Consider the following 13218-nt stretch of genomic DNA (forward strand, 5'->3'; position numbering starts at 1 on the left):
AGGGCGAAAATAAAGACTTTTTATAGTATAGCACAGAAAACGGCGAAAAGAAAAGATCAGGAGGAAAAAACATGGAAGAACGAATCTATCGAAATATTTGGAAAGAGATAGGAATCAGCGATGCGCAAGTAGAAGAACGCCTGTCACAATTGATTTCTACATTCTTTTACGATGAAAAAGAACGGCTGTATTTCCCTGTGGGGGATGATATGGCGTATATTGAAGATACAGGAAATAATGATGCACGTACAGAGGGCGTGTCTTATGGAATGATGCTTTGTGTGCAGCTAGATATGAAAGAGGAATTTGACCGAATCTGGAAATGGGCAAAAACATATATGTATATGGAAGAAGGCGAAAATGAGGGCTATTTTGCTTGGTCATGCCAGACAGATGGCACAAAAAATTCTTATGGCCCGGCTCCAGACGGTGAGGAATATTTTGCCATGGCTTTGTTTTTTGCATCACACCGTTGGGGGGATGGAGAAGGTATTTTTGCATATGAAAAAGAAGCAAAAGAGCTGCTTCGCGCCTGCATTCATAAAGGAGAAAATGGCAGACCAGGAGAGCCCATGTGGAATCGTGAAAATAAGCAGATTTTGTTTGTGCCAGGATCACCATTTACTGATCCATCGTATCATTTGCCTCATTTTTATGAGTTGTTTGCAAAGTGGGCATACGAGGAAGATCGTCCGTTTTGGGCAGAAGCTGCGAAAGTCAGCCGTGAATTTATGAAGAAGTCAAGTCACCCAAAAACAGGTATGTCGCCAGAGTATGCAGAGTTTGATGGCTCACCTGTAACAAAGGTATTTGAATGGGGGCGCCACGACTGGTTTTACAGTGATGCCTATCGCACAGCAGCGAATATCGGACTTGACTATGCATGGTTTCAGACAGATGTAGGTCAGACACAGGCGGTTTCTCGTTTACAGTATACACTTGGGGTGGTAAATAAAGAAAATCCATATATGACATATGAGGTAGATGGTACAGTTTTAGATCAGGAGGCGCTTCATCCGGTAGGACTTCTTGCGACAACGGCAGAGGGAAGTTTGGCGGTGTTAAAGAAGCCATTAGACTTAGATTTGCAGCAGTTGGCAGGAAATTTCTTGGAGGATAGGTCAATTTGTGAATCAGATGAGGAAAGGTTAGCTCTCTGGTGGATTAAAACATTTTGGGAGACAACGCTTCGAACTGGAAAACGTCGCTACTATGACAACTGCCTGTATATGTTTGCATTTTTGGCGCTGGCCGGAAAGTATCGAATTTGGTAATCTATTGGACTGTGATAGTATGACAACTAATCTATAAATTTGTCGCAAAAATGCAGTGACATTGCAAAAAAATGCGCTATAATCATCTGTAGAAGTTTAAATCGTGTGCTTTCGGGGTCTGGGGTCAGTTCTGCCTGACCCCAGTCTCTAAATAGGATAGGAAACGGCAACAAAATTTGCAAAAAGGAGAGAGGAACATGGAAAAATTATGGTATCAAAAGCCGGCAGATGAGTGGGAAAAAGCGCTACCACTTGGCAACGGACGACTTGGCGCAATGGTATTTGGTCAGATCCAAAAAGAACAGATTCAGGTCAATGAGGAGAGTATTTGGTATGGAAAAAGACGGGAACGAATCAATCCAGATGCTAAGGAAAATTTGCCTAAAATCCGAGAATACATTCGAAATGGTCAGATTCAAAATGCACAGAAACTGATGAGTCTTGCAATGACTGGATGCCCATATGGCGAACGAATGTATCAGACGCTTGGTGAGATCTCGATTGAGATGGATTTGCCGGAGGAAAAGGATGCAGATTCTGCTATAAATACAACTTACTATAGAGAGCTTGATCTGTCAAAAGCCGTGTGCCATGTGCGGTATGATTGTGAAAAATCCGAAGGAAAAACGATGAAGATTGAGAGCACTTACTTTATCTCACATCCAGATGACTGCATGATTATTCATATGAAGGCAAGTAATGGTCAACTAAGCTTTGTCGCAAAACTGGATCGCGATAAATATTTTGATTCAATTGGAAAATGTGATGATCACACAATTTTTCTAAGTGGAAATCTTGGAAAAGAGGCACCTGAATTTGCAATGTGTCTTCGGGCAAAAGTAGTTGGTGGAAGCGTGAGAACAATTGGACAAAGCTTGCTTGTGGAGAAGGCAGATGAAGTGCTTTTATATTTTGGCGCAGACAGTACCTTCCACTATCAAGAGAGCGAAGTACAAAACTGGGGCGATCCACAGCAAAAATTGGTGGAAAAGTTAATTGCTCATTTGGATCTGGTAATGGAAAAAGACTACGAAAAAGTATTAATGGCACATATTCAGGATTACCAGTTTTTGTACAATCGTGTGTCATTTCAATTAAAAGAAGAGAAAAGCATAGAAGCACTTGCAACTGACGAGCGACTTTTGCGAGTAAAAGACGGATGTGAGGACATTGGCCTTTCAAAGCTTTTGTTTGATTATGGTCGATATCTATTAATTTCATGTAGCAGACCAGGTACACTTCCAGCGAATCTTCAAGGCATCTGGAACAAAGAACTTCAACCAGCTTGGGACAGCAAATATACGATCAATATCAATACAGAGATGAACTATTGGCCAGCTGAAAGCTGTGCTCTTTCTGAGTGCCATCAGCCACTATTTGATCATCTAGAGAGAATGAGAATTCATGGACGAAAGGTAGCAAGAGAAATGTATGGCTGCAGAGGTTTTGTGGCTCATCATAATACCGATATATATGCAGACTGCGCACCGCAGGATAATTGCATGTCGTCCACATTTTGGGTGATGGGCGCTGCATGGCTTAGCACCCATCTTTGGACTCACTATGCGTATACAAAAGATCAGGATTTTTTACTCAAAGCGTATCCTATTATGGCAGAGGCAGCTCTATTTTTCTTAGATTATATGGAAGAAAAGAACGGATATCTTGTCACGAATCCATCTTCATCGCCGGAAAATACTTATATTATGCCAAATGGAGAGAGTGGTTGTGTATGCATCGGTTCTGCTATGGATATGGAAATTCTTCGTGATCTATTTACAGAATGTTGCGAGGCAGCTAAAATCTTGAAAGAAAAGATAAATACCTGTGTAATTCCAAGCGTGACCAATGTGTCACTTCTTCAAGGTCAGATTGAGGAAGCTCTAAAAAAGCTTCCGCCGATTCGCATTGATTCAACTGGGCGAATCATGGAGTGGATGGAGGAATATGAGGAAAAAGATCTGGGGCATCGCCATATGTCTCATCTGTATGCGCTGTACCCATCGGATCAGATCAGTGTAGATCAGACACCAGAGCTTGCAGAGGCTGCAAAGAAAACACTAAAAACGCGTCTGTCGCATGGTGGTGGTCATACTGGATGGAGCCGTGCATGGATCATTAATTTTTATGCAAAGCTTCGAGATGCAGAGAGTGCAGCAGAAAACATTCGCCTGATGCTTACAAACTCGACGTATCCAAATATGTTTGATCGTCATCCACCGTTCCAGATTGATGGGAATTTTGGTGTGACAGCAGCGATTGCGCAGATGCTTGTTCAAAGCGGAGAAAACGAGATCATTTTGCTTCCATCATTGCCAAGACAGTGGACAGACGGAAGCGTGAAGGGACTTCGTGTAGTAGGAAATGCTTCGGTTGATTTGGCATGGAAGGATGGAAAATTGGTTGAATTTGCAATCTATGCAGACAGTGAATACAATGGAACACTTGTTTATGGGGAAAAGAAGTGTTTGATTTACATTGAAAAAGGAAAAAGCATTCGAGTAAATGGGAAGCTTGAGCAGAAAAAGTAAGAATATGTTTAAAAAAGGAAGAAGAAAAAGAGAATGGAAATGAAAAAAAAGATAACAGCAAAAAATCCCATTATTGATTCAGATTTTCCAGATCCAGATATCATACGAGTTGGAAACACTTATTATATGGCAAGTACAACGATGTATTTTATGCCGGGTTGTGTGATCTTGCGTTCCTATGATCTGGTAAGATGGGAAATTTTATCACATGCCTATCAAGAACTTGACAATACGCCACGCTATTATATGGAAGGAAACCAAAATATTTATGGCGAAGGCATGTGGGCACCTACGTTTCGATACCATAAGGGTACCTATTATATTGTTTTTACTGCAAATGACACTCATAAGTCCCATCTGCTAACAGCGAACGATCCAAAAGGACCGTGGGAACACCGAACGATTGAGGGCTGGTATCATGACAGTGGCTTATTCTTTGACGACGATGATCAGGTTTATATTGTGCATGGACAAAAAACACTTTTTCTAACTCAGCTAAAAGAGGATTTGTCGGGACCGAAGGAAAATGGATTAAAGCGAATCGTGGTACAGGACCGAGAGGATGCCGACCTTGGCTACGAGGGTTCTCATATGTATAAAAAGAATGGAAAGTACTATATTTTTACTTGCCATATGGAAAAAGGAAAGAAGAAAACGGAGGACTGTTTTGTTTCAGATTCTCTTACAGGAGAATTTATCGGAGGCTGCGTTATTGACGATGATTGCGGCTACCATGGTCTTGGCGTAGCGCAGGGAGGTATGATTGATACGCCGAATGGAGATTGGTATGCATTTATGTTTCAGGATCGAGGTGCGTTAGGGCGAGCACCTGTGTTAATTCCTATGCAGTTTGAACAGGATTTTCCTGTAATTGGAGAAAAAGGAAAAGTTCCAAAAGAAATTCAAGTACCAGATACAGGCTATTGCTATGAAAAGATCAATGGAAGTGATGATTTTTCCTATCTGCCAGATGAAAAAGGCGAGATCCATTTGAAATGCTTTTGGGAATGGAATCACCAATCAATTGATACAGCTTGGTCTGTTACAGAAAATCCTGGGCATCTTCGGCTACATTCAAAGAAGATTTCCCCAACTTTATTTCAAGCATATAATACGCTGACTCAGCGCACTGTTGGGAACAAATGTGCAGCAGAGGTGACAGTTGATTGTTCACAGATGAAAGATGGCGATGTGGCAGGAATCAGTACATTTATTGGCAATTACGGTTTTATTGGTGTGAAAAGAGAAAATGAGCAGTATTATCTAATCATGATGGGGCGTCCTGCGAAGGATAGCAGTGTATTTGGACAGTTTGAATACGAAAATCCAGGCATTGAATATCAGAGGGTTCCAATAAGCGATACATCAGTTTGTCTTCGCGCAGAGGCCGACTTTACTGACAAGAAAGATCTGGCATCCTTTTTCTATAAAAATCGAGAAGGTTGGCAGAAGCTTGGCATTGACCAGCCAATGTATTTTAAGATGGATTTGTTTACTGGATGTCGTTTTGGACTGTTTTACTATTCGACCAAGCAGACTGGAGGATTTGTAGACTTTTCTAAATTCCAATTTTTTGAACCGAAGGAGGAAGGATGAGAGAATGTCGTTTATTAAATAATAATTGGAAATTTACCTATGGAGATCAGGTAACTGCCACAAGTAAAGAGATTGCAAGCTGGCAGGACATTGGAATTCCACATTCATTTGGCATTCCATATTTTATGGAAAAAGAATTCTATATGGGATATGGAACTTACTCAACCTGGATTTCATTGGCGGAGGAAGACTGTAAAAAAAGACTTCGATTGGAATTTTTAGGTGTTTTTCAAAAAGCGCGTGTTTATTTAAATGGAGAAAAGGTTGGGGAGCATAGAGGTGGTTATACACCGTTTTTGGTAGAACTTACAAATGTGGCTCGTCCAGGAAAAAATCATTTGATTGTCAGCGTGGACAATCTGTGGGATGCAAGGCTTGCTCCGCGTGCAGGAGAGCACCAATTTAATGGCGGTATTTACCGTGATGTGCAACTGATTTTAACAGAATTTTGCGGTATTGAGGAATACGGGGTATTTGTACAGACAACGAAGCTTGAAAGAGAAAATGAAGATCCGAATGGATGGAATGCAACTGTAAAAATTGATACACAGGTATTTGATCAGCGCCCTGATATTGGAGAATATCAAAACAATGGGCTATCCCAGATGCAAGAACCACTTTTTCTTGAAACTTGTATTTTGGATGGAGAAACTGTGCTGGCAAAAGAAATCTCACGAATCAACATGAAAACGGAAGGAGAGATTGATTCTGAAAAGAAGGATCGTAACAGTACTTCAAGTCTGAATTCGAAGACAATTACTCAGCAAATTTCGTTGTCAGGTATACAACCGTGGTCACCGAATTCGCCTAAATTGTATACAGTAGTCAGCCGTGTGAGCTATAATGGAATTTTAGTTGACTGTGTGCGAACAAAATTTGGTATTCGAACAGTACGATTTGACAAAGACAATGGATTTTTCTTAAATGGAGAGCATTTTGCCATTTTAGGAGCCAATGTGCATCAGGATCACGCAGGATGGGGCGATGCTGTTACGCGTGCCGGTATTCAAAGAGACATTCGTATGATAAAAGAGTGTGGCATGAACACGATTCGCGGTTCTCACTATCCACATCATCCATATTTTGCACAGGTTTGCGATGAGGAGGGAATCCTATTTTGGTCTGAGATGTGCTTCTGGGGAACTGGTGGTGACAAAAGAGATGGCTTTTGGGTGGCAAGTGCCTATCCGCCCAAAAAAGAAGATCAAAAAGACTTTGAGAAAAGCTGCCTGGATCAGCTAGAGGAGATGATCCGGTCTCAGCGCAGTCATCCATCTATTATCTGCTGGAGCATGTGCAACGAAGTTTTCTTTACCGATGCACCGGTAAAGGATAAGGCAAAAGAGCTGATTCGAAAAATGGTAGAGCGTTCTCATGAGCTTGATCCATCGAGACCAGCAGCAGTGGGCGGTGCGCAGAGAGATGGATTTGACGTGCTAGGAGATCTGGCAGGCTACAATGGGGATGGAGCAGCATTGTACCATGATCCAGGATTTCCGAGTTTGGTTTCTGAATATGGAAGTAGCATAGAGACGCGCCCAGGAAAATTTGAGCCGCGATTCACCGATGGAACTGAGATTGACTATCCGTGGCGAAGCGGAAAGATTTTGTGGTGTGGCTTTCATCATGGCAGTATTTTTGACGGCATGGGTTCAATGGGAATGATCGATTATTATCGTTTGCCACTTGCCTGTTGGTACTGGTACCGAGAGCATTTGGCTGGAAAAAGTGCACCAAAACCAAAGAAAGAAGGCACTCCTTTTCAGATTCGTCTAAGCAGTGATGTTAATAGATTTCGTGCAAACGGACAGGAGGATGCATGGATTTGTGCAGAACTTTTGGATCAAGAAGGAAATCCGATTTCAAATGAAATCGAGCTGACGTTCACAGTAGAAAAAGGAGATGGTATTTTCCCAACTGGAAAGACGATTACGTTCTCACCAGAAAAGAAAAACATGTTGGATGGACTTGCTGCAATCGAATTTCGAAGCTGGTATGGCGGTGAAAATGTGATTTTTGCAACAGCAGATGGTGTAAAATCTGCAAAGATTTGTATTTTTGCAGATGGAGAGCCAAAACCCAAGAACACGGTGTTAAATCCGATGCTTCCACCGCCGTATACAGTAGGAGAGCCAAAGCCAAAAGAAAGGTACGATGAGGCAAAGAGGCATCCAGTATTTGCTGATAGCTTTGAGATCGGGCATGAGCCTTATTTTGTGACAGCAGAGGAAGAAGGCAGTTGGATGCCAAAAATGTCAGATTCATCAAAGCATCTATCAGAACAGATGCTTTGGGTTATGGTTGACCTTGAAGGTGTCAGACGGATCAATCAGTTAGAGGTTAGCTTTGAAGAAGAGCCAGATACACTGGAAAAATCAAAAAAGAACTTGCCACAGACAATTGTGGCAGAACTTCGCTCAGATTTAGAGTGGGAGAAGGTTATATTAAAAAGGAAAAAAGAAAATCAGAAAGGAAACGATTGCAAAGAGTGCTATCAGGCAGAGGGAATCTACTTTACTCGCTATTTTAGAATTGACTGGAATCAAACCAAACTGCCTGTAGCGCAAATCCATCTTTGGACAGGAGGAGAAGAGAATGAATGAAGTGATTCAAAAAACCATTCAAATTGAAGAAAACAAAGAATATGTATTCCGTAATCAGGTAGATTTCTGTATTGGAACAGGACGAATGGGACTTGCGCTGACAAAAGAATATCAGGAGCAGCTGTCACTTGTACAAAAGGAGATTGGCTTTTCTCATATCAGAGGTCATGGACTATTTTGTGATGATATAGGTATTTATCAGGAAACGCCAGAAGGTGAGTCAGAGTACAATTTTACATATCTTGACCGTGTGATGGACAGCTATATCTCGCTTGGTCTGCGTCCATTTTTGGAGCTTGGCTTTATGCCGCAGAAAATGGCATCAGGAACGCAGACTATCTTTTACTGGAAGGGAAACACAACACCGCCAGCAAGCTACAAGAAATGGACTGATATGGTAACAGCGCTTTTGTCTCATCTTTGCGAGCGCTATACCACCGATGAAGTTGTTACTTGGCCAATTGAAGTATGGAATGAGCCAAATCTGCCAGGATTCTGGGAAAAAGCAGATATGCCTGAGTATTTCAAACTGTTTCATACAACATTTGATGCAATAAAAAAGTTAGACAGCAGATTTTTAGTTGGCGGACCAGCTGTGTGCGGAGGAACCGATGAAGTGTGGATCCGTTCCTTTATGGAATATTGTGAAACAAATGATCTTGCCGTAGATTTTGTAACAAGACATCACTATACCTCCGAGCCACCAAAGACACAAGGACATTACAGCTATATTGAGCTGATGGATCCAGAGGAGGGCTTTGCCAATCTTCATACGACAAGAGAGATTATTGACAGTTTCCCTCGCTTTAAGGGACTGCCAATTCACATTACGGAGTTTAACACTTCATATGTGCCAAACTGCCCAATTCACGATACAAATCAAAATGCAGCATACATTGCGCATCAGCTTTCGCGCCTTGGTGATGATAACGAATCATATTCATACTGGACGTTTGGTGATGTATTTGAAGAGTTTGGTGTACCGTTTACTCCATTTCATGGCGGTTTTGGCCTTGTCGCAAATGGCTGTATTCCAAAGCCAACTTTCTGGACATTTGCTTTCTTTAAAAAGTTAAAAGAGAAGAAAGGTATCTGTGTCTACAAGGATGAAACTTGTGTTGTGATGAAATATGAAGATGGTTCTTACAGGGGAATTGCATGGAATGCGACGAGGAATCGTTCTGGAAAAGATCTTTGTTTAAATCTGACGATACCAACCACGCAGTCAGCCTCCACGGATGCATATCTATTTCTGACGCAGACAGTTGATGAAGAGAACTGTAATCCGCTAAAGGTATGGCATGATCTTGGTGAACCGGCAAACCCGACAAAAGATCAGATTGATCTTTTAAAGCAGACAGCCCGTCCACAGATTCACACCGAGCGTATGGTACCTGTATCAATGCCAGAATCACACATTTCGATTGAACTAAATATCAAGGAAAATGGTGTTGTTTACTTTTCTCTTGAACCAAAACCACTTCATCCAGATCGTGGCTACTCATATGAGCTCGTAATGCAGTATGAAAAAAGATAAGGCAAAAAAGTAAAAATAACGTAAAAATCGCATATTGTCAAAAAAAACTCCTTTGCTGTATAATGAACAATGTAAAAAACAGCAAAGGAGTTGAATTTATGAAAGATATGAAGCGACTGTTCGGGTATATGGGGCCTTACAAAAAGGACATGATTCTCGGCGCGCTGTTTGTCATGATCGAGACTGGTTTTGAGCTGTTTATCCCGATCATGATTTCAAACTTGATTGATATCGGAGTGGCAAATCACGATGTCAATTATATTTATGTAAAGGGAGTCCAGATGGCACTGCTTGCACTTGGAGCACTTGTCACTGGTCTTTTGTATGCCCATTTTTCAGCAAAGGCCTCATATGGATGGGGTGCAGAGATTCGAAAGGCAGAATATGCAAGAGTACAGCAGTATGCATTTTCTAATCTTGATCATTTTGTGACATCATCTTTGATTACAAGAATGACAACAGATGTTAATGTACTTCAAAACATGATAATTTCAGGCTTTCGTCCGATTACTAGAGGTCCGTCACTTTTGATCATGGGAATTGGTCTTTCCTTCTATATGAATCCGAAGCTGGCGTTTGTTTTTGTGGTGTGCACACCGATTTTAGCAATCATTCTTTTTTTGATTGTGCGTAAGGTTGCACCGATGTACACCAGACTGCAAAGCATTATGGATCGATTAAATCAGGTTGTGCAGGAAAATCTTACAGCAATTCGTGCTGTCAAGGCATTTGTCCGTGACGAGTATGAAGAGGACAAATTTGAAGAGGTAAACCGTGATATGGCAAAGTCAAGTGAAACTACGTTTCACTATGCGGTGTTGAATCTTCCGGCTTTTCAAGGAATTATGTACACTACGATTGTCATGATTTTGTGGTTTGGAGGAAATATGATCTTAAAATCTGAACTTGCAGTCGGAAATCTGACTGGCTTTTTAAGTTATGTTATGCAGGTCATAAATTCCCTAATGATGCTTGCAAATGTGTTTCTTCTATTGACACGTTCCCTTGCAAGTGCTCATCGTATTGCAGAGATTCTTGACGAAAATATTGTTCTGACCTCACCAGAAAATGGTGAGAAAAAAGTCAAGGATGGAAGCATTGATTTTGAAAATGTGTCATTCAAATATCGTGAGGATGCTCGCGAGTACGCATTAGAGAATGTGAATCTTCATATTCCGGCAGGTCAGACGATTGGTGTTATCGGAACGACAGGATCGGCAAAGACGACACTTGTTCAGCTAATTCCGCGTCTGTACGATGCGACAACGGGCGTTGTTCGTGTTGGCGGTGTCAATGTGCATGATTATGATTTGAGTGTACTTCGTGACAGTGTAAATATTACTCTACAGAAAAACGTACTGTTTTCAGGAACTGTGCGTGAAAATTTGAAGTGGGGAAATCCTTTCGCAGATGATGAAACAATATGGAAGGCATGCCGTGCAGCATGTGCCGATGAGTTTTTAAGTCGGATGCCAGATGGTCTTGACACGATGCTGGAGCAGGGGGGAAACAACCTTTCAGGTGGCCAGAAGCAGCGCCTTTGTATTGCACGTGCACTTCTTGGAAATGCTAAAATTTTGATTTTTGATGACTCTACCAGTGCAGTTGATACAGCCACAGAAAAGAAAATTCGAAAAGCGCTTGCCGATTACAAAGATGTGACAAAAATCATCATTGCACAGCGCATTACCTCCGTTATGAATACTGATCAGATTGTGATTCTCGACGATGGAAAAGTACACCGTGTCGGAACGCATAAGGAACTGCTTGCGAATGATCCAATCTATCAGGAAATTTATGCATCACAGATGAAGGGAGGCAATGACGATGGCTCAGAAGAATAATAAGCGTCCTGAAAACCTTAGACAGACGTTTCGTGTGTTTTTATCATATTTAGGACGCCATAAGCGAATGCTATTTGTTGTAGCAGTTCTTGTCAGTGTAAGCGCAACTGCCAATCTTCTTGGCACTTATATGATTCGCCCTGTTGTAAACAATCTTGCAGACGGCAAGGTATCTACACTTATTGCAGGTGTGGCAATAGCCGCTGTAATTTTTGGAATTGGTGCGCTTTCTGCCTGGGGCTATTCCCAGACAATGGTTAAAGTAGCTCAGCGCGTGATTTACGATATTCGTCACGATTTGTTTGCACATGTACAGAAGCTTCCACTTAAGTTTTTTGATACAAGAAAGAATGGAGATATCATGAGCTTATTCACAAATGATATCGACACGATTTCCGATGCACTTAACAACAGCTTTGCAATGGTAATTCAGACATTTATACAGATGGTCGGAACACTGTTGATTCTCTATATTTTAAACTGGAAATTGTCCTTAATCGTAACAGCCTGCTATGCTTTTATGTTCTGGTATATTCGTTTCAGCGGTGCTAAGAGTAAACAATACTATGGAAAACAGCAGGCAAGCATTGGTGAGTTAAACGGCTACATCGAGGAGATGATAAGCGGACAGAAAGTCATCAAGGTATTCAATCACGAGCAGAAAAGCTTTGAGGAATTCTGTGCAAAGAACGAAGAACTGAGAAAAGCAGGAACTGGTGCACAGGGCTATGCGGCAACGATGGTTCCTATGGTAGTAAGCATTTCCTATATCAATTATGCGATTGTCGCTGTGCTTGGTGGCCTGTTAGCCTTAAATGGTCATACTGATTTAGGAAGTCTGGCAAGTTATCTTGTATTTGTGCGTCAGGCAGCGCTTCCAATCAACCAGTTTACGCAGCAGAGTAATTTCTTACTTGCTGCACTCGCCGGAGCAGAGCGAGTATTTAAAGTAATGGATATGGAGCCAGAGATTGACGAAGGAAAGACAGATCTTATTCGCGTGAAAAAGGAAAATGGAGTGCTGGTTCCATGCAAGGAAAAAACAGGTCTTTGGGCATGGAAAAAGAACGATGGCACTCTTGTTGAGTTAAAAGGTGATGTGCGCTTTGACCATGTAGACTTTGGATACGATGATGATCGCATGATATTAAAGCAGATCAGTCTGTATGCAAAGCCAGGGCAGAAGATTGCATTTGTGGGTTCTACAGGAGCCGGAAAAACTACAATCACGAACTTGATCAATCGTTTCTATGATGTGCAGGGTGGCTCTGTCATTTATGATGGAATCGACGTGCGCGACATCAAAAAAGATGCGCTTCGCCGTTCCCTTGGCATAGTTCTTCAGGATACACACTTATTTACTGGCACTGTTGCCGAAAACATTCGCTTTGGAAAGCTTGATGCGACGCAGGAGGAAATTGAAAAGGCTGCAAAGATCGCAAATGCCGATTCCTTTATCCGTCGTCTTCCACATGGCTATGATACACTTGTTACGGCAGATGGTGCCAATCTGTCACAAGGTCAGCGTCAGCTTCTTGCCATTGCGCGTGCAGCCGTAGCTGATCCGCCGGTGCTCATTCTTGATGAGGCAACCTCATCAGTCGATACACGTACAGAGGCATTGATTGAGCGCGGAATGGATCAGCTGATGGAGGGACGAACTGTATTTGTCATTGCCCATCGTCTTAGTACTGTACGCAATTCTAATGCAATTATGGTTCTAGAGCAGGGAAAGATTGTCGAGAGAGGTGATCACGATGATCTTTTGGAACAAAAAGGAAAGTATTATCAGCTGTATCACGGTATGTTTGAGTTAAGCTGATGAAAATTGGA

The 13218-nt window shown here is 41.8% G+C and carries 7 protein-coding genes; all 7 read left to right on the top strand.

What is annotated here, in order from left to right:
- Nucleotides 1–71 precede the first annotated feature (71 nt).
- Nucleotides 72–1274 carry a glycosyl hydrolase family 8 gene (locus WJP93_RS10250; RefSeq protein ID WP_337548132.1) on the top strand — a complete coding sequence of 401 codons (1203 nt, stop codon included), beginning with the start codon at nt 72–74 and terminating at the stop codon, nt 1272–1274.
- 197 nt (nt 1275–1471) lie between these two features.
- Nucleotides 1472–3805 carry a glycoside hydrolase family 95 protein gene (locus tag WJP93_RS10255; protein ID WP_337548134.1) on the top strand — a complete coding sequence of 778 codons (2334 nt, stop codon included), beginning with the start codon at nt 1472–1474 and terminating at the stop codon, nt 3803–3805.
- A 33-nt stretch (nt 3806–3838) separates the two neighbouring features.
- The gene (locus WJP93_RS10260; protein WP_337548136.1) at nt 3839–5401 is read left to right on the top strand and encodes a glycoside hydrolase 43 family protein; all 1563 of its coding nucleotides are present in this window, start codon (nt 3839–3841) and stop codon (nt 5399–5401) included.
- Nucleotides 5398–8004 carry a glycoside hydrolase family 2 TIM barrel-domain containing protein gene (locus WJP93_RS10265; protein WP_337548138.1) on the top strand — a complete coding sequence of 869 codons (2607 nt, stop codon included), beginning with the start codon at nt 5398–5400 and terminating at the stop codon, nt 8002–8004. The genes WJP93_RS10260 and WJP93_RS10265 overlap by 4 nt, the downstream gene beginning before the upstream one ends.
- Nucleotides 7997–9541: a glycosyl hydrolase gene (locus WJP93_RS10270; protein ID WP_337548139.1), complete on the top strand. Its 1545-nt coding sequence runs from the start codon at nt 7997–7999 to the stop codon at nt 9539–9541. Before WJP93_RS10265 ends, WJP93_RS10270 begins: the two co-directional genes overlap by 8 nt.
- A gap of 107 nt (nt 9542–9648) precedes the next feature.
- On the top strand, nt 9649–11385 hold the full coding sequence (locus WJP93_RS10275) for an ABC transporter ATP-binding protein (protein ID WP_337548198.1): 1737 nt from the start codon (nt 9649–9651) through the stop codon (nt 11383–11385).
- Nucleotides 11369–13207: an ABC transporter ATP-binding protein gene (locus WJP93_RS10280; protein WP_337548140.1), complete on the top strand. Its 1839-nt coding sequence runs from the start codon at nt 11369–11371 to the stop codon at nt 13205–13207. The genes WJP93_RS10275 and WJP93_RS10280 overlap by 17 nt, the downstream gene beginning before the upstream one ends.
- Nucleotides 13208–13218: the final 11 nt, after the last annotated feature.

This window comes from Anthropogastromicrobium sp. (assembly GCF_037349415.1).
GTDB lineage: Bacteria > Bacillota > Clostridia > Lachnospirales > Lachnospiraceae > Anthropogastromicrobium > Anthropogastromicrobium aceti.